11 protein-coding genes are annotated in these 19,473 nt (G+C 64.6%); 3 read left to right on the top strand and 8 right to left on the bottom strand.

The window, feature by feature from the left end; genetic code table 11:
- Positions 1-62: 62 nt before the first annotated feature.
- Positions 63-3,860 carry a YhdP family protein gene (locus AC0L3A_RS05460; RefSeq protein WP_473253799.1) on the bottom strand — a complete coding sequence of 1,266 codons (3,798 nt, stop codon included), beginning with the start codon at positions 3,858-3,860 and terminating at the stop codon, positions 63-65.
- Between the two features lie 204 nt (positions 3,861-4,064).
- On the opposite strand from AC0L3A_RS05460, the gene AC0L3A_RS05455 reads away from it, so the two are divergent.
- Both AC0L3A_RS05455 and AC0L3A_RS05450 read left to right on the top strand, forming a co-directional pair.
- Positions 4,065-4,757: a peroxiredoxin gene (locus AC0L3A_RS05455; protein ID WP_473253794.1), complete on the top strand. Its 693-nt coding sequence runs from the start codon at positions 4,065-4,067 to the stop codon at positions 4,755-4,757.
- Positions 4,758-4,867: 110 nt separating this feature from the next.
- On the top strand, positions 4,868-6,226 hold the full coding sequence (locus AC0L3A_RS05450; protein WP_473253793.1) for a M23 family metallopeptidase: 1,359 nt from the start codon (positions 4,868-4,870) through the stop codon (positions 6,224-6,226).
- Positions 6,227-6,244: 18 nt separating this feature from the next.
- Here AC0L3A_RS05450 and AC0L3A_RS05445 read toward each other — a convergent pair whose 3' ends face one another.
- From AC0L3A_RS05445 to AC0L3A_RS05420, 6 genes are all read right to left on the bottom strand, one after another.
- Positions 6,245-7,480 (bottom strand): ABC transporter substrate-binding protein, encoded by a 1,236-nt coding sequence (locus tag AC0L3A_RS05445; protein WP_473253792.1) that lies wholly within the window; start codon positions 7,478-7,480, stop codon positions 6,245-6,247.
- A gap of 106 nt (positions 7,481-7,586) precedes the next feature.
- Entirely contained in the window at positions 7,587-8,498 is a 912-nt protein-coding gene (locus tag AC0L3A_RS05440; RefSeq protein WP_473253791.1) for a DMT family transporter, read from the bottom strand.
- A gap of 138 nt (positions 8,499-8,636) precedes the next feature.
- Entirely contained in the window at positions 8,637-9,518 is an 882-nt protein-coding gene (locus AC0L3A_RS05435) for an NAD(P)-dependent oxidoreductase (protein WP_473253790.1), read from the bottom strand.
- A protein-coding gene (gene prfB / locus AC0L3A_RS05430; protein ID WP_007591586.1) for a peptide chain release factor 2 occupies positions 9,518-10,649 on the bottom strand; the annotation gives its coding sequence in 2 pieces (ribosomal slippage) (positions 9,518-10,579 and positions 10,581-10,649; 1,131 coding nt in all). Before prfB ends, AC0L3A_RS05435 begins: the two co-directional genes overlap by 1 nt.
- Positions 10,650-10,760: 111 nt before the next feature.
- The gene (locus AC0L3A_RS05425; RefSeq protein WP_354167628.1) at positions 10,761-13,262 is read right to left on the bottom strand and encodes a penicillin-binding protein 1A; all 2,502 of its coding nucleotides are present in this window, start codon (positions 13,260-13,262) and stop codon (positions 10,761-10,763) included.
- A 251-nt stretch (positions 13,263-13,513) separates the two neighbouring features.
- Positions 13,514-14,803 carry an N-acetylmuramoyl-L-alanine amidase gene (locus tag AC0L3A_RS05420; RefSeq protein WP_473253789.1) on the bottom strand — a complete coding sequence of 430 codons (1,290 nt, stop codon included), beginning with the start codon at positions 14,801-14,803 and terminating at the stop codon, positions 13,514-13,516.
- 704 nt (positions 14,804-15,507) lie between these two features.
- On the opposite strand from AC0L3A_RS05420, the gene AC0L3A_RS05415 reads away from it, so the two are divergent.
- A complete protein-coding gene (locus tag AC0L3A_RS05415; protein ID WP_473253788.1) occupies positions 15,508-18,588 on the top strand; it encodes an Rne/Rng family ribonuclease in 3,081 nt (1,026 codons plus the stop codon).
- Between the two features lie 65 nt (positions 18,589-18,653).
- Here the strand turns inward: AC0L3A_RS05415 and AC0L3A_RS05410 are convergent, their stop codons facing one another.
- A complete protein-coding gene (locus AC0L3A_RS05410) occupies positions 18,654-19,337 on the bottom strand; it encodes a helix-turn-helix domain-containing protein (RefSeq protein WP_007591591.1) in 684 nt (227 codons plus the stop codon).
- Positions 19,338-19,473 lie beyond the last annotated feature (136 nt).

The following is a 19,473-nucleotide window of genomic DNA, read 5'->3' as shown; positions in this document are numbered from 1 at the left end:
ATGGCCGCGCGCAAACCACCATCCGCATTCATTCTCGGAGACGTGAAGGGCGTAGCTCGCCGCTATCGCCGCGCGAGGGTGCAGCCGCTCGAGAGCTGGCGCGTCGTTCCGGTCGAGCCATCGCTCGACTGCGACGGAAATTCCTCGAACGGCGAGTTCTGTTTGCCGGTGTTGAATTCGAAGATCTTGCGGAACAGACCGGGCGCCATCGCCGAAATCGGATTGACGCGCATCACGGGTGCGGCCGGCGTGCCGACGACCTCGTAGGTCACGCCGATCAATCCTTCATTGTTGCCGCCGCCGAGGAAGATGCCGAACAACGGGATCTGGCCGAAGATGTTGTTGACGCCATACATCGGCACGAAGGTGCCGCTCATGCAGACCTGATTGCCGGGAAAGTCGATTGAGCCCTCGATGGTGGCGCCGATCATCGGGCCCTTGACCACGCCATCCCGGATCGTGAGCGCGCCGTTCTGCCGCGTGAACTCCGCGCGCAACGCCGTGAAGGCCACGCCGCTCTGCGCGCCGTTGGGAGCGCCCGCCGCGACGCGATCGAGTTGATCCATGCCCTTGACCGAGAAGTCGCGCACGTTGATCAGGCCTTCCCGCGTCGTAGGCTCTGACGTCGGCGGCTCCATGGCTACCACCATCTGGCCGCCGAAGACCTTGTTGGTGGTGTCTGTGAAGCGCAGGAAGTTGCCGGCATCGCTGGTCTGGAGATAGATCACCTCGCGGTTGCCCTGGGCGCGGCCGCCGCGCAAATCGGCTGCCACAGGCGTGTCTTTTCCGATCCTGCCGCTCAGCGTGAAGGCTTTGACCGCACCATTGCGCCGCGACATCTTGGCCTCAACGCTGCGCATCGCCTCGCCATTGAATCCCATGACGGCGCCGAGCTTCACGTCCATGTCGAAATCGACGTTCTTCGTCTTGCTCTTGGCATCGTCCTTGGAACTGCCTGAGATTGCCGATTTCAGGAAACCGCGGCCGTCGAATACGTCGCCGCGCATCGTGCCCTTGATCACGCCGTCCTGGCCGCGCTCCACCTTCAGCGACGCCTTGTCGCCGTCGGACGGCGCGTAGGTCGGGAAGTTCGCGTTCATGAGGTCGCCGTTCGGATCGACCTCGAGCGCCCCCTTGATCGAGGCGCCGCCGCCTTCGATGACGATGTCCTCCAGACGCGTCGATTGCGCCGTCGGCACCACCTTGAAGCTGGCCTTGCCCGCTCTGCCCGGCAGCTTGACCCAGCCGGGCAGGATGTTGTCGAGCTTGACCGAGGTCAGGTCGGCCTCGATGCCGAGCTTCGTCGTCTGGTCGGGTCCCCCGGCGATCTTGCCTGACAGCTTGATCGGCACCGATCCGCTGACGGCGGGGCCCAGATCGAACCCGAGGCGCGCGCGGCTCGCATCGTCCAGCGTGGTCTGCAATTTGACGTCCGCATCGCCCTCGGCCGGCTTGCGATAATCGAGCGAGGCCGCCTGCCCGTTGATCTTGACGTCGCCCTTGACCTGATAGCCCTGGTTGCTCGCGACGATCTTGAGGTTGTTGGCCTCCAGCTTCTGGTTCATCACCAGCTTGTCGGCACCAAAACCGTTGAGATCGGCGGTAACGCTGTAGGTGGTGTCGGCTTTGGTCAGCTCGCCCTTGACTGGCAGCCCAAGCTGGACGTTCGCCGAGAACGTCCCCTTGCTCGTATTGGGATCGATGACGGTCGACGACAGATCGCTCAGGCGATCGTTGGAAAGCATTTCGGCGGCAGCAGGCACCGGACCTTCGACACGGAACCTGGTCCGCGACGGCGACGGCTTGGGCGCCATATCGGGCACCTCGAAGACGAAGTCGGAAATCGTGATCTTGCGGCCCGCTGGCGTATCGGCAGTGCCCTGCCCGATATTCACCGTCGCGGTGCGCCCGGTCACGCGCGCCTTCAAATCGGCATCGTGCACCACCGGCAGGCCATCGACGGGACGAACCGTGACACCGCTCGCCACGATATTGACCGACAGGCCGTCGTCGGGAATGGGTGGGCCCTTGCGCGGAAGATTCTTCGTCGGCGAATTAACGCCGATCTCGATGCGCTGGAGCGTTCCACGCTCGATCCGCTCGATTACCCATTCGCGCAACTCGGGAACCACAAGCGTCGGCCACATCCGCTTGAGCGCGGAGGCCGACATCGGCGTTCCCGCAAAGCCCAATGTCAGCCGCGGCTCGCCCGAATAGTCGATGGCACCGGTGCCGGCGACGCCGATCTCTCCGTTGGAGATATCGGCCTGCGTCAACAGCAGCCTCTTGTGGTCGGTATCGAAGCGGAAGCCGATCGCAATACGGTTGAAGACCAGCGGCGGCTCGTTGTCGATGCCGCCGAGCAGGATCGAGCCGCCGCTGAAACCGAGCTGCCAGTCATTGACGTTGCCGTTGGGCGGCTCGACATGAGCCAGCAGCGTCAGGCGGTTCGCGCCCGAGAGGATCTTGAACGGAGCGACCAGCACCCGCCGGTTGGCGTCCCACTCGACATTGATCTCGGCCGAGTCGATCGCCATCGGATAGTCGGGCGTATCGGTGTCGATGATGTTGCCCGCACCCACCGTGATCTTGCCGCGAAAGAAGGTCGGCACGCCGTCGCGGCCGAGCTCGCCCTTGAGCTCGCCGGTCAGCGGCAGGTCGGCGGTGTAGGTGAGGTCCTTCACCCGCAACGCCAGCAGGATGTTGGCGGTCGAGACCTTGTCGGCGCGGATATCGACCGAGCGCACGCCGTTCTCGGTGGGTCCGATCGTGGCACGCAACGACCACGGACGCGCGCCCTCCTCGCCGAGGCTGAGCGCGACGCCGCCATGGCTCGGTCGGCGCAGGCTGAGCGTGATGTTCTCGAATGTCCATTTGCTGCCGCGCTGCTGATCGTCGACGATCAGATTGCCGTTCTTCAGACCGATCTCATTGAGGTTCTGGCCGTCGAGGCCGGTCATGCTCAGACTGTCGAGCCAGTCGAGGCCCTGAAGAATGCCGGTCGGGGCCGTGACCTGGGTCGCGACTTGCGATGTGTCGGGGGTCGCAGGCTCGGTTGCGAATGGCGGCGGTGGGACACCGTTGCGCGGGAAAGTCGGCGGCAGCCCCGCGTCCTTCTTGGAGGCGACGCCGGTGGCGAGCGGCTTTGCGGTGTCGCCAGCCGACACTGTGACCGTCCCGTCAGGCGCGATCCGGATCGCGAGCTCGGCATCGACGAGGTTGAGGCTTTCGGCGCGCAGATGCCCCATCAGCAGGCCTGCACCCGACAGCTTCACCTCGGCCTTCGGTGCGGTGGCGACAATGACGTGATCGTGGTCGCGCACGACGATATCACGGATACGCACGGCGATGCGGATCCGCCCGGCCCGTTCGATCTGCGTGCCGCCGACCTCCACGGTGTTGCCGTGACCGATATTGTCCTCGATCGCGGCGGCGAGCCACGGCGTCGCAATGTCGAGATTGATGGGACCGGCACCGAGCCGCCACCACAGTGCGCCGAAACAGCCGACGAAGATGACAACCAGGGCACCGACGACCACGGCCACGCGCTTCAGCCAGCGACCGCCGCCCATCCAGCGGCGCAGCGGCCCAAACCCGTCAGCGAACCGATGGAAGCCCGAATTGGAACGCGACAACAGCCGGCGTGCCCGATAGCCCGCCGCCGCTTCCTGATCCGGATCCCAATCGGCGTCGTCCCATTGCTGCTGCTCTGGTTGGCTGCCGCGCCGATCCAAATCCCGATTGTAATCCTGGGGCGACGTATTCCTTGCCATTGCCTCTCGATACAGGCGCCCGTCGTGGGATTGAGCGCCGCCGGGGCCGCAGCCGTCGACGGGAAGCGAAGCTTCCCGCGCCGGCATTGCCGCCATACCTCGAATATTCCTTCTGTTCGTCATGTCGCCCCGGGAGCGCGTTCAACGAGCAGTGGGGTGGTGCGTGGAATTCCTTGTAACCAGACTCCGGCGTCGTCAGACTCGCCCAGCCGAGGGCACGATTCCGGTAGACCGGAAGAGGGCTGCAATACCGCTTTGGTTGACCCGCCGAAAGCGACGAAAGGAAGGCGTATGTCCAAGAAATCCCGAAAGAAATCGTCCAAAACGCCCTCCGGCAGTCCGACGGCTAAAAAGACGCCCGTGAAAGCGCGGGCTGCGACTCAAACCAAGTCCGCGAAAACACAGCGGACACCGGCGAGCAAATCAACTGGGACCATAGCAAAGACAGCATCGCATAAGGCCGCATCGAAACGGTTAAATTCTTCCAAATCGGCATCCGCCCCCAAAACGGCGGCGAAGGCCGGCTTGGTCGAGGGTCAGAAGGCTCCCGCCTTCCGCCTGCCCCGCGACGGTGGCGGTGTCGTCGCGCTGTCGGATTATACCGGCCAGAAGCTGGTCCTGTTCTTCTACCCCCGCGCCGACACGCCGGGCTGCACCAGGGAGGCCATCGATTTCACCCGGCTGACCGGCGCCTTCGCCACGGCTGGCACCGCCGTGCTCGGTATCTCCGCTGATCCAGTCAAGGCTCAGGACAAGTTCCGCGACAAGCATGGTCTCGGAGTGCCCCTCATCTCGGACGAGACACACGAGATGCTGGAAGCGTACGGCGTCTGGGGCGAAAAGTCCATGTATGGCAAGAGCTTCCTGGGAGTTCTTCGTACCACGATGCTGCTTGGCGCCGACGGCAAGATCGCCCGGATCTGGCGCAATGTCCGGGTCGACGGCCACGCCGACGAGGTGCTGGAGGCCGCAAGAAGCCTTTAACCAATCCTTTAAATTCAAGCGGTTCCGTTTCCGGAAAATTAACCATGACTGGCCCAGATTGCCGCGGCAATTAGGCCGTACGGACTCATCCGACCGGCGCGGGAGTGCCGATGTCGAAAAGTTCTGCCCAATTCTCGCAGTACCCCCAACATCACCCCCACGACCACGGACGAGCCTTTCATCGCCGTGCCGCCGCTGTGGCAACAGCGCTTCCCCTTCCGGATACCGACGACGCCTACACCATCGTGCATCACGGCAAGCAGGTTCGCCTGGGACCTGTGGTGTTCTGGATCGTGGTCGGCACCGTCGTGTTGCTCGGGCTCTGGTCGGCCGCAACCGCGACCTATTTCGCCTTCCGCGACGACGTCCTCACCCGGCTGATCGCCCGGCAGGCCGAGATGCAATACGCCTATGAGGACCGCATCGCCGAGCTGCGCGCCAAGGTCGACCGCACCACCAGCCGGCAACTGCTCGACCAGGAGCAGTTCGACCAGAAGCTCGACCAGATCATGAAGCGCCAGACGGCGCTGGAGTCCCGTGCCACGGCGCTCGGGTCCATGCCGGACGTGACCGGATCGATTCCCCGCTCCACCCCGCAGCGTGGCGACGCCAGCCAGACGACGCAGGGCACGCCAAAACCCTCGCCGATCAGCGACACCGTGATCTTCGTGGCGCCGCCGGATCGCGAAGCGCGGCTCGAATCGCGCGCGCCGACCCTCGCAGCTCCGCCCGTCAATCAATTCGCCAAGAATCAAGGGTTCGACAACGTCGTCGTTCGGCTCACGACCTCGCTTGACCAGGTCGAGCGTCGCCAGATGGCGGCGCTCAACGCCGTCGAGGAAGGCATGGACTCACGCATGCGCCGGATGCGCGGCGTCGTCAGCGATCTCGGCCTGAACCTCGCAAATCTCGAAGCCGCCGTGCCGCGCACGGCGATGGGCGGGCCTTTCGTACCCGTAAAACTCACCGCCAGTTCGGGGCCGTTCGAGAAGCAGCTCTATCGCATCAACAGCACCCGCGCCGAGATGGACCGGCTCAATCGCACCCTCGCACTCGTGCCCTATCGCAAGCCCGTCATCGGCGAAGTCGAATTCACCTCCGGCTTCGGCGTGCGCAGCGATCCGTTCCTCGGCCGGCCCGCGATGCACACCGGGCTCGACTTCCGCGCCGCGAGCGGCGATCCCGTTCGCGTCACCGCCAACGGCAAGGTCGTCTCGGCCGGCTGGTCCGGCGGCTACGGCCGCATGATCGAGGTCGATCACGGCAATGGCCTTGCGACTCGCTACGGCCATCTCTCCGAGATCAACGTCAGGGTCGGCGAGATCGTGAGAATCGGCCAGGTCGTTGGTCTCGTCGGTTCGACCGGCCGTTCCACCGGCCCGCATCTACACTACGAAACCCGGATCGACGGCGAAGCGGTCGATCCGCAGAAATTCCTGCGCGCCGGCGTGCGGCTCAGCGCGGGCTAGGCCTGCGCTTCTCGCATTCTACTGGCCGCGCTCGTGGCCGACCTCTCCGGTGATGACGTCGCCGAACAGCTCCCAGGCCTGCCCGTTGAAGCGCATCAGCTGCATCTGCTCGATCGGGAAATAATCGTCGGCCGAGGTGTTGACCATGATGCCGGGCAGCATCAGGTCGGTGTGGAAATCCTTCAGGTTCGAGGCCTGCTTCATCACGTTGTCACGCGTGAGATTATCGCCGCACTGCTTCAGCACCTGCGCCATCGCCTCCGCCTGAACGTAGCCATAAAGGTTGTTGGCGTTGGTCTTGTCCCCTTCGGGATAGTACTTGTCCATAAAGGTACGCCACGCGATGACCGCTGGGTCCTTGTCCCAGGTCGGGTCGGTCGGATCCTTCAAATATGCGGTCGAGATGATGTCCTTGGAATAGTCGAGTCCGGCGGGCTTGAGCACCGAGGCGATCGACGTAGCCGTATTGGCGAGGAAGAATTTTGGCTTCCAGCCGAGCTCGCCGACCTTCCGGATCGCCTGTGCCGATCCCTTTGGCGCAGCCCAGGAGAAGAAGATGTCGGCACCGGAATCGTGAAGCGCAACGATCTGCGAGTCGATCGAGGGATCGCTGACCTCATAGGATTTGTCGGCGATGATCATATTGGCCTTGTCGCCGAGCCCATCCTTCAGGCCCTTGAACTGGTCCTTGCCGGCGTCGTCGTTCTGCCAGAACACCGCGATCTTGCTGTTTGGAAAATTGTTACGGATATATTTTGCGTAGATCCGCCCCTCGCTCTGGTAGTTCGGCTGGAATCCCATGGTCCATGGGAAATTCTTGGAGTCGCCGAACTTGGTGCCGCCGGAGGCGACGAAGAGCTGCGGTACCTTCTTGGCGTTCATGTACTTCATGATCGCGGAATTCGAGGGCGTGCCGAGCGGCTGGAAGATCAGCAACACCTCGTCGCTCTCGACCAGCTTGCGCGCCTGCTCGATCGCCTTCGGCGGTGAATAAGCGTCGTCATAGCTGATGAAATTGATCTTGCGCCCGTTGATGCCGCCCTGGTCGTTGATCATCCTGAAGAACGCAGCCTCGGTCTTGCCGATCACGCCATAGGACGACGCCGGCCCGCTATAGGGCATGATGTTGCCGAGCTTGATTTCGGTGTCGGTGGCGCCGGGATCGTATTTCTTCTGCGCCAGGGCCGGTGTCGTGACGAGCACTCCGGCAACAAGAATGGCGAGGGCAGCAAGGCTTTCGCGACGACCCGGCATCGTTCTCTCCCCTGTTTTGTAGTCTTGTTTTACCGAGAGTGTCGCAAGGGGAGCGGCGGCTGGCAAGCGCCGCGATTTTCCGTGAGGTGAAACGACGACTCTGGAACTATGTGCCGCGCCGAAGCAGGTCCAGAACGCGCCCATCGATCACCAGCAACGCGCTGCCGATCACGATCGCGCCCGCGATCTCTCGCATCGAGATCGGTTCGCCCAGCACCAGCCATCCCAGAAGAACGGCGGTGACGGGAATGAGCAGCGTCACCAGCATCACGTTGATCGCACCCGACCGCCGCAGGATCTGGAAGAAGACGATATAGGCGAGCGCCGTCGACAGGCCGGCAAGGCCAAGCACTGCAAGCCACGTCGTCATGCCCGGCATCGGCAGACGCCACGGCTGCTCCGCTGCGCCCGCGACGATCACCATCATCACCGTGGAAGCCATCAGTTGATAGGCTGCCGTCACCAGCGGCGGGGAGTCCTTCAACAACCGGCGCGCTGCCAGCGCCGCAAAGCCATAGCTGAAGGCGCCGCCGAGGCAGAGCAGAATACCGAGCCCCTGCCCCGCCCGTGTTTCAGCGCCCCATCCGCGCAGGATGATCACGCCGGCGAGGCCCAGTGCCACGCCGGCGACGCGACGCAGCCGTAAGGCCTCTTCGCCTGCCGCCGCCATCACGATCACCGTGAACAGCGGCGTGGTGGCATTCAGGATCGACGCCAGCCCGCTTGGAATGAAGGTCTGGCCGACCACGATCAGCGAGAACGGGATGACGTTGTTGAGGAGCCCAATCGCGACGAACGGTTTCCAGCCGGCGATGCGCTTGGGAAAGCCAATGCCCTGGATACGGAGCAGCGGCAGTAGAATGGCCGCGCCAAGTGCAACGCGCAAAAGCACCAGCGTGAGCGGCGGCAATTCCCGCAGCGCCGCGCCGTTGAAGAAGAACGACCCGCCCCAGAGCACCGAGAGCACAGCGAGCAGCGACCAGTCGCGCGCGTCGATCCGGCTGCGATTCAGGGGCATGGCGTCTCATGTCGCTAGGCGAGACAGCCGCCTAGGACGATCCTGCGAACAGCGCCACCCGATTTCCGATGACGCATCCGTTTACAAGACCAACGTGCGAACGAGGCAAACGACGCTGCCCCATGTCGATGTGATCCGCTAGGACGGCTTCTTCGGCCGCGACACCAGCTCGATCATCTTGCCTTCATCGTCGTCAGGCATCGCAGCCTTCGCCTGCGCGTAGGCCTCGACGGCGGCGCGCGCGACCAGCGGCTTGTCGGCCAGCAGGCTCTCGGCGAGCTTCACTGCGTAGGCGGCATCCTTGTGCCGCAGCGCCGCCGTGAACGTTGCGCCGGAAAAATCGCGGGCGACCATGCGCTTGGAGTGGCGCTGCACCTGCGGGCTTGCGGCGACGCCCGCCTGAATTGATTCCAGCACCAGATTCATGTCGAGCCCGGCCTGCTCGGCGATGGCGAGTCCCTCGGCGAGGCCGGCGATCTGGATCGCGCCCATCAGATTATTGATCAGCTTGTAGACGGTGCCGGCACCGACCGCGCCGAAATGGCGGATGGTCGAGCCGATCGGTGTCAGATAGGGCCGCGCGCGTTCGAGATCGGCGGGATCGGCACCAACGAGCAGCGTCAGCTTTCCGCTCGCTGCCGCATCCGGCAATCCCGTCACGGGGCAATCGATATAGATTAGCCCGCGCGCATTCATTTCGCGGCCCATCTCGCGGGCGTGGTCATAGGAAACGGTGGAGCATTCGATCGCGATGGTGCCTGATTTCGCCGTCTTGGCTGCGCCCTCGGGCCCGAGCCAGACCGCGCGCGAGGCCTCGTCATCGGCGACCATCGTCACGACCGCGTCGGCGTCGATCGCCGCGTCCTCAGGCGAGGTCGCCCACAGCGCGCCGCGCGCGATCAGGTCTTCCGCTTTTGTTTTGCTACGATTCCAAACCGTCACCGTGAAGCCGGCATCGAGATAGCGGCCGGCCATGCCATGGCCCATCCGCCCAAGCCCGATGAAGGCGATCCGGGCCATCAGTCGACGTCCTCGATGTCGGCGCCGGGAGTGCCGAAGGCGCGCTGCGCCAGGGTCGCGGCCATGAAGTCGTCGAGATCGCCACCGAGAACGCCTGATGTATCGGAGGTCTGCACACCGGTGCGCAGATCCTTCACCATCTGGTAGGGCTGGAGCACGTAGGAGCGGATCTGGTGGCCCCAGCCGATGTCGGTCTTGGCGGCCTGGTCGGCGGCGGCCTTCTCTTCACGCCGCTTCAGCTCGATCTGATAAAGCCGTGCGCGCAGCATGTCCCAGGCCTGCGCCTTGTTCTTGTGCTGCGAGCGGCCGGCCTGGCAGACCACGGCGACGCCGGTCGGGATATGCGTCAGCCGCACCGCGGACTCGGTCTTGTTGACGTGCTGGCCGCCGGCGCCGCCTGAGCGCATGGTGTCGACGCGGACGTCGGATTCCTTGATGTCGATCTTGATGGTGTCGTCGATCACCGGAAACACAGCGACGGACGAGAACGAGGTGTGCCGCCGCGCGTTGGAATCGAATGGCGAGATCCGCACCAGGCGGTGCACGCCCGCCTCGGTCTTGAGCCAGCCATAGGCATTGTGGCCGGAGACCTGGATCGTCGCGGACTTGATGCCGGCCTCTTCGCCCTCGGACTCTTCCAGCACCTCGACCTTGAAGCCGTGGGTTTCGGCCCAGCGCGAGTACATGCGAAGCAGCATCTGCGCCCAGTCCTGGCTCTCGGTGCCACCGGCGCCGGCATGCACTTCGAGATAGGAATCGAAACCGTCGGCCTCTCCCGACAGCAGCGCCTCGAGCTCGCGCCGGGCGACTTCCTTCTTGAGGCTCTTCAGTGCGGCTTCGGCTTCCTTGACGACGCCCTCATCGCCCTCGGCTTCGCCGAGCTCGATCATGCCGATGTCGTCTTCGAGCTCCTGCTCGACCTTACCGATGCCGGAGAGCGAGTCCTCAAGCGAGGTGCGCTCCTGCATCAATTTCTGGGCTTTCTGGGGATCGTTCCAGAGGTTGGGATCTTCTGCGAGCTTGTTCAGCTCAGCGAGGCGCGCCGTCGATTTCTCGACGTCAAAGATGCCTCCTCAGCAGCCCGACCGACTGCTTGATCTCTTCTACCAACCGTTCGATTTCGGCGCGCATGTGGTTCTCTGGTCTCGCGGAATTGTTCCGCGTCTAATGACAACGGGATGTAGCGGCGGCGGCTGAAAAGCGCAACCGCCGCGGCGACGAACGTCTGTCTTGTCCTAAGCCTTAGTACAGCCCGCCAGTGCCCGGCCGCATGAAGAAACCGGAATCCGGCTGCTGCTGCTGCGACGCCGGCATCCGGCCGTCGGCATCGGCAACGCCGATGACCGAATAATTATCCGGCGGCGCCGTGCCCGGCTTGAAGGCTTCGAGGATGGTTCCGCCGGTCTCGCCCGGACCGGCACGCATGCCGGTCTTGGCAACGACGCGCACCAGCTTGATGCCGGCCGGCACCTTGAACGGGACCGCGGGCTTGTCGGCGAGCGCGAGCTGGAGGAAGTCGCGTGCGATGGGAGCTGCGAGATGACCGCCGGTCGCGGCGTTACCCTTGCCGAGCGGACGCGGCTTGTCGTAGCCCATGTAGATGGCGACGGCGACGTCGGGCGAGAAACCGACGAACCAGGCGTCCTTGGCCTCGTTGGTGGTGCCGGTCTTGCCGGCGATCGGCTTGCCGACCTGCTTGACCACGGTCGCGGTACCGGCCTGGACCACGCCTTCCATCAGCTCGGTGATCTGATAGGCGGTCATGGAATCCAGCACCTGCTCGCGGCGGTCAATCAGCTGCGGCTCGTTCTGGTTCTTCCAACCACCCGGCGCGTCGCAGCCGCGGCATTCGCGCTGGTCGTGCTTGAAGATGGTGTGGCCGTAGCGATCCTGGATGCGGTCGATCAAGGTCGGCTTCACGCGGCGGCCGCCATTGGCGAGCATCGAATAGGCCGTGACCATGCGCATCGCCGTGGTCTCGCCGGCGCCGAGCGCGTAGGACAGATAGTTCGGCAGTTCGTCATAGACGCCAAAGCGGCGGGCATATTCGCCGATCAGGGGCATGCCGATGTCCTGGGCGAGGCGCACCGTCACCGTGTTGAGCGACTGCCGCAGCGCGTTGCGCAGCGTCACCGGCCCCTGGAACTTGCCCGAGGAGAAGTTTTCAGGCCGCCACACGCCCGCGCCCTGGCCCTGGTCGATTTCGATCGGGGCGTCGAGCACGACAGTCGAAGGCGTATAGCCGTTGTCGAGCGCGGCCGAATAGACGATCGGCTTGAACGACGAACCGGGTTGCCGATAGGCCTGCGTGGCGCGGTTGAACTGGCTCTGGTCGAACGAGAAGCCGCCGACCATCGCCAGCACGCGGCCGGTCCAGGGGTCCATCACCACCATCGCGCCGGACACTTCGGGAATCTGGCGCAGCCGGTACTGACCTTCGACGGGCTGGGCGTCCTTGTACAGCGGATCGGCGTAGATCACGTCGCCGGGCTGGAGCACCTGCGACACTGCGCTTGCCGCCCTACCCTTCGCAGCCCCGGAGGCCGCTCTTGCCCATTTGATGCCGTCGAGCGTGATGAGGCCGGTCTCGCGCTGCTTGCTGATGGCGCCGCCGAGCTCGCGGCTCGGCTGGAAGCCGATGCGCGCCGACTGATCGCTGGTCTCCAGCACCACGGCCATGCGCCATGGCGAGATATCGGACAGAGACTTGATCTCGGCGAGCTTCACGCCCCAGTCGCCCGAAATGTCGAGCTTGCTGATGGCGCCGCGATAGCCCTGCTGCTCGTCATAGTTGACGAGACCGGCGACCATGGTCTTGCGCGCCATGACCTGAATCTTGGGATCGAGCGTAGTGCGGACCGAGAGGCCGCCCTCGTAAAGTTTCTTCTCGCCATAGCGCTCGAAGATGTCGCGGCGCACTTCCTCGGCGAAATATTCGCCGGCGAAGGTGTGGGCGCCATTGGAGCGGCTGGTAACGACCAGCGGCTCCTTGCGCGCCTTGTCGGCGTCGGCCTGCTTGACCCAGCCGTTCTCAACGAGACGATCGATCACGTAGTTACGGCGCTCGATGGCGCGGTCGCGGTTGCGGACGGGATGCAGCGTCGCAGGCATCTTCGGCAGCGCCGCGAGATAGGACGCTTCCGCCACCGTCAGCTCGTTCACCGACTTGTCGAAATAAACCAGCGACGCAGCGGCGATTCCGTAGGCGCCGAGACCCAGATAGATTTCATTCAGATACAGCTCGAGGATCTTGTCCTTCGAGTAGGTCTTCTCGATCCGCATGGCCAGCAAGGCTTCCTTGATCTTGCGCGCGAAGGAGACCTCATTGGTCAGAAGGAAGTTCTTGGCGACCTGCTGGGTGATCGTCGAAGCGCCCTGCGGCCGGCGGTTGGAGCCGTAGTTCTGGATGTAGACCACGCCGGCGCGCGCCATGCCGGTGTAGTCGATGCCGCCATGCTCGTAGAAATTCTTGTCCTCGGCCGCGAGGAAGGCGTTGATCACGAGTTTCGGCACCGCCTGGATCGGCAGGTAAAGCCGCCGCTCCTTGGCGTATTCGCCGAGCAGCGAGCCGTCGGTCGCGTGCACGCGGGTCATCACCGGCGGCTCGTAATCCTGAAGCTGAGAGTAGTCCGGCAAGTCCTTGGAGAAATGCCAGATCAGGCCTGCGACGGCACCGACCCCGACAAGGAACAACACCGTTCCCGCGGCGAACAGGAAGCCCATGAACCGCACCAGCAAGCGCATTATCTGTTTATCCGTTCAAACTCTGGATCAGCCCAAAGATCAGCCCTGGCGCCCGAAACAGGCGCCAAACCATCGCGAATTCACCGGCCTTACTCAATACTATCGGTGCCGGACCCAAGACGCTTGCCGAGCGGGATTCTCGCCGATTCCGGACCCCCCTGCGGCGTTTTTATAAAGCGCCCGCTGTGGCCAAACTAGGGCTTTTGCGGCGGGACGGAAAATCCCTTCTCAATTCGACGATCCTCCGGTCGTCAATTTGACGATCCGGCCGTGGCCATCCGCTTGGCCAAAAACCCGTCGATCGCCTGTGCCATCGAGCCCACGGCACGCGAACGCCATCCTTCCGAGACCAGATGCTCGAGGTCGCCCTTGTTGGAGACATAGCCGATCTCGACCAGGACCGACGGCACGTCGGGCGCCTTCAGCACCCGGAAGCCGGCCGATTTCAGGGGATGCTTGTGCATCCGCACGGTCGACTTCATTTCGCCCATCAACAGGTGGGCAAAACGACTTGAAAAGGTGCGGGTTTCCCGCTGGGTGAGATCGATCAGGATGTCGGCGACATCGGTCGGCTCCTCCGCGAGGTTGAAGCCGGCGATGGCGTCCGCCCGGTTTTCCGCGTCCGCCAGCCGCTGCGCCTCGGCGTCGGAGGCCTTGTCGGACAACGTGTAGATGGTCGCGCCCTGCGCATCGCCCTCGGCGCGCGGCAGCGCGTCGGCATGGATCGAGACGAACAACGCCGCCTTGAGGCTGCGGGCGACTTTGACCCGGTCGTTGAGCGGGATGAAGGTGTCGTCCTCGCGTGTCATCACCACGCGATATTTGCCGGTCTTTTCCAGCCGTTCGCGCAGAGCCAGGCCAAAGGCCAGCACCAGATTCTTCTCGCTCTCGCCGCTCGACTGGGTGCCGTTGTCGATGCCGCCATGGCCGGGATCGATGACGACCACCGCGCGGCCATCGGCCTTCTGCCCGGCTTCGGGGTGCGCAGCGGGAACCGTCGCGGGCGGCGGATCGGCAATTGCCGGCCGCAGCTCAGGACGGTTCTCCGGAGCCAGCGACGGTACGAAGGCGGTGCGCTCGACCTCCTCCAGTTCGAGCACCAGTCGCGCGGGCTGACCGTTGGCAGCCTCCACCACGTAGGAATTGGCGATCTTGGCCGGGCCCGTCAGGTCGAACACGATTCGGGAGCCGCCGGGCATCACCAGCCCATAGCGGAAGGCCTTGACCAGTCCGCGTCCGCCGGACCCGGTGCCGGCGGGAAGTTGAAAATTGACCTGGGGAACGTCGACCACCACCCGATACGGGTCGGCCAAGGTGACGGCGCGGAAGCTAACGGTCTGGTCGATGTCGAGGACAAAGCGGGTTTGCCTGCCGTCACCGGCCAGCCGGGCGGCCGAGGCCGTCGGGAAATTCGCTGATGCAACAGCGGGTTGAGGCTGACCTTCCGCAGCCTTCAGGCGCGAGGAATCAGCACAGGGCAATGCCGCCGCGCAGAGCAGCACGCATCCCAGCAAGATCCTTTGATTTGCGCGGCTCGCCACCGATTCCGTGCCTCCGAGCAGCCTCTTTAACGCAATAGAACCACAGGGTTAAACGATCCTTAATGACGGACACGCGAAACTCGCTGACTGTGACCGCCGTGCGACGCTCCTTGCACGGATGGCCCAATCCACGTATGTACGGAGTGCTGACGGCCGATATTTCCGGTTGTGTCGCATTCAGCCTCCCGGTGCAGCGCCGGAACTCTCAAGGTTTGGGAATTCCAGCGTTTTTCCGTTCCCCTCTAAGTCCAGCGCGGTGCGCGGCAGCAAGGTGGAGCGGGGCAAGCCCCGGCGGCGGACGGTTCCCGGTTACCACCACGTTTCCGGGACGGTTCTGACAGCGGCGCAACCCGTTACCCGATCCCTTAATCCCAAGGGAGCGGTTCGTAATACCCAAGGCGAGCGCGCTCGCGCCATGCCTGGCCAACAGCAACTGATTGAGGGGCGGCCCCGCCGCCCAATGTTTCATACGGGCCGACGCTTGATGCGCCAGACTGTGCCGACCAATTCTGAAGGACCATTCGCGACGCTGCGGAGTGAAAATTCCGCGCGCCACTTTGGTCCTCCGGCGTCCGGTTCGGCAAGGCGCGAGAGACGGCGTTTCGGCCTTCCCCTCACCCCCGAATCAGGTGGACCGTCGCGTCACCCGGCAGCGCTGATGGCGCCCACGGTGAATCGCGCCCGCCGCCGCCAAGAGTTAAGACATGCCCAACAAGATGTTGATCGATGCCACCCACCCGGAAGAGACCCGGGTCGTCGTGGTCCGCGGCAATCGCGTCGAAGAGTTTGATTTCGAGACCGCGCAACGCAAGCAACTGCGCGGGAATATCTACCTCGCCAAGGTCACAAGGGTCGAACCCTCGCTCCAGGCCGCTTTCGTCGAATATGGCGGCAACCGCCACGGCTTCCTCGCCTTCAGCGAAATCCATCCCGACTACTACCAGATCCCGGTTGCCGATCGGCAGGCGCTGATCGAAGCCGAGGAGCAGGCCCATCGCGAGGCCGAGGAAGAGAGCGAGAACCGCTCCCAGGGCCGCCGCCGCTCCCGCCACCGCAATTCCCGCCGCCGTAGCCATGGCGAGCGCGTCCGCAGCGACGTCGTCGAAGGCAGCGATCCCGCGGCCCGGCAGGTCCAGGGCGAGGCCCTGCCCGAAGGCGCTTCGCACGAGGGCGAGCACCTGCACGCCGGCGCAGAGCATCACGGCGAGCACGAAGGCCACGATCATCACGACCACGAGGCACATGACCACGAAGGGCATGACCACGACGACCATCATCATGCCCATGGTGACGATCATCACGCCCATGATCACCACGGCCACGAGCACGATCATCATGGCGAGCACGACCATCACGACCATGATCATGCCGACGAGACACCGGCGCCTGTCGCAGCGATCGGCGCCGAGCCCGCGGTCGCCACCGAAGCCGTTGCCGAGCCGCAGGAGGTTGCCTCCGACGCCCACGCCGACGATCTTGCCGAGGCCGTGACGTCGGCTACTGAGCCTGCCGACGCCGTGTACGCCCCCGGCGAGAGCACGCAGGCTCCGCATCACGAATCCGAAGCGACGGCCGAGGATGACGACGAAGACGAGGACGACGAGGAAGCCGAAGAGGACGTCGTTGAATCCGTCGGCGGCGACGATGTGCTGGAAGAAGTGCCGGAGCGCACCTTCCGTCCCCGCCGCCAGTACAAGATCCAGGAAGTCATCAAGCGCCGCCAGGTGATGCTGGTGCAGGTCGTCAAGGAAGAGCGCGGCAACAAGGGCGCGGCGCTGACGACCTACCTCTCGCTCGCCGGCCGCTATGCCGTCTTGATGCCGAACACCGCGCGCGGCGGTGGCATCAGCCGCAAGATCACGAGCGCGCAGGACCGTTCGCGCCTGAAGGAAGTGGTGCAGGATCTCGACGTGCCCGAGGGCATGGGGATCATTCTGCGCACGGCTGGCGCCGCCCGCACCAAGCCCGAGATCAAGCGCGATTTCGAGTACCTGATCCGGATGTGGGAGACGGTGCGCGACATGACGCTGAAGTCACAGGCCCCGACCCTCGTCTACGAGGAAGGCTCGCTGATCAAGCGCTCGCTGCGCGACCTCTACAACAAGGAGATCGACGAGATCTCGGTTGCCGGTGAATCCGGTTACCGTGAAGCGCGCGACTTCATGAAGATGCTGATGCCCGCCAATGTGAGCGCGGTGAAGCAGTATCGTGACGGCCAGCCGCTGTTCTCGCGCATGGGCGTCGAAAGCCAGCTGGATGCGATGTTCTCGCCGACCGTGCAACTGCGCTCCGGCGGCTACATCGTCATCAACCAGACCGAAGCGCTGGTCTCGATCGACGTCAACTCCGGTCGTTCGACGCGCGAGCATCATATCGAGGACACCGCGCTCAAGACCAATCTCGAAGCCTCCGAGGAGGTCGCGCGTCAGCTTCGGTTGCGCGACCTCGCCGGCCTGATCGTCATCGACTTCATCGACATGGACGAGAAGCGCAACAACCGCGCGGTCGAACGCAAGCTGTCCGATTGCCTCCGGCAGGACCGCGCGCGGATCCAGGTCGGACGCATCTCGCATTTCGGCCTGCTCGAAATGTCACGCCAGCGCATCCGCGCCAGCGTGTTGGAGTCCTCGACCGATCCCTGCACGCATTGCGGTGGCACCGGCCATGTGCGCTCGGTGTCCTCGGTTGCGCTCCAATTGCTGCGCGGCCTCGAAGAGATCCTGATGAAGGGCGCGACCCACAACCTCGTGGTCCGCACCCGCACCGACGTCGCGCTCTATGTGCTGAACCACAAGCGCGGCCATCTGCGCGACCTCGAGAACGGCTTCAAGGTCACGTTGTCGGTCATCGCCGACCCGAGCGTCAACGGGCCGCAGGCCTATGTCATCGACCGCGGCGAGCAGGTGCATACGCTGGAAGCCGCCAAGGCTCTGCTGGCGGCGCAGGCGGCCGCAAGCCCGCCGCCCCTGGTCGAAGAGGCCTATGACGACGAGGAGTTCGATCCGGAGACCGAATCCGAGGTCGAGACCGAAGAGACCGAAGGTCTCGCCGAGGAGCAGACCGCAGGCGACGCCGCTACCGAGCAGGACGGCCAGCGCCGCAAGCGTCGCCGTCGCCGCCGCGGTCGCGGTGGCCCGCGCGACGAGGAGACGCGCGAGGATGGCGCTCCCGCTCTTGCCGAGACGGCCATGGCGGCCGGCGAAACCGAAGAGGATGCCGAGGCCGAGCCGGATGGCGAGGAAAGCGAGGAACAGGCAGCCCGTGGCGAACAGCAGGGCAGCGCCGATCGCCGTCGCCGGCGTGGTCGCCGTGGCGGACGTCGGCGTCGTGGTCCTGGCGAGGAAGGTCTCGCCGGCTCCATCGGCGACGAGCTCGCCGCCAACGCGCCGTCGGAAGCGACCGATGCAGTCGCCGATTTCGACGGTTTTAGCGGCGAGGCTGCGCCCTCGATCGCGCAGGCCGAGCACACGTCGGAACCTCAGGTCACCCAGCCTGAGCCGCGGGCCGAAGCACGGATTGAGGCAACGGCCAGGCCTGAGCCGGCTCCTGCTGCCGCGGACGAAGAGCACGCCGACGACAAGGCCGCACGACGCCGTTCGACGGTTCGCGAAAAGGTGAGCTTCCTGTCGAGCAGCCAGAGTGAACCGGCACCGGTCACGCAGGCGGCCGAGCCGGTTGCCCCGCCCGCACCGGCTCCGGAGCCCGCGCCCGCAGCGGCAAGCGAAACCTCGGCCGCACCGCGTCGCGCCGGCTGGTGGTCGCGCCGCTTCGGCGGCGGCGAATAGACGAGCCCCAATCAAAAACGCCCGGCTTCGGCCGGGCGTTTTTCGTTCCACGCTCTCTTTGCTGTTCAGAGCGACGGTGGATCGCCTTCGATCGGCGCCACGTCGCGCGATGCGATCCGGCGGAGCTGATCGTAGAGGTCAGGCGCTTCGCTGGTGCAAAGGCAGACGCCTGTCGCAGCAGGCCCTTCGCCGGCGTTGAGGTAGGCGTGGCCCATGGTGCTGTCGAGATAAATGCCGTCGCCCTCGCCCAGGATCTCCGGCGCGTAGAACTCGGTGTGGACGGCAACGCGTCCGCTCGTCACCACGAAATATTCCTCGCCGGCGTGGCGCAGCAGCGGACCGAACTCCTCCAACGAGCGCGCCCTGACTTCGGCCAGGATCGGCACCATGCGTTTGCCGATCAGATCGGTGCATTGATAGGTGTAGGTGTAGAATCCAGTCGTGATCACCTGCCCCTGCCCGGCACGGCTGATGCTCCGTCGCGCCGTGACCGGTCTGCTCTGCTCGGGACGCGGGGGCACCGGATTGAACAGCTCGGCGATCTCCATCTTCAAGCCGGAGGTGAGCTGGAGCAGCTTGTCGTAGGTCAGCGACATCAGACCGTTCTCGACCTTGGACAGGGTCGACAGCGCCATGCCGGTCCGCTCCGCCACCTGCTTGAGCGTCAGCCCCCGCGCCTGGCGGGCTGCCTTGAGGCATTGGCCCAGCTGGGAGTTGGCGCCCTCCGGCGTCGTCACGATCTCGCTCATCCAGCAAGGCTATCACGGCGGCCGAAAAATTGTTTGATCGATCCACCTAATCTTTTCGACTGAAGCCGGCCCTGGGTTCCGCATCTGGCCGTCGTTTGGGCAGGTAAACCAGCATTTGTGCATGAAATGGCCGGTT

The organism is Bradyrhizobium sp. MI1.3 (genome assembly GCF_055811695.1).
The sequence above is the reverse complement of the archived record's forward strand: the minus strand, read 5'-3'. Positions and strand labels throughout refer to the sequence as shown.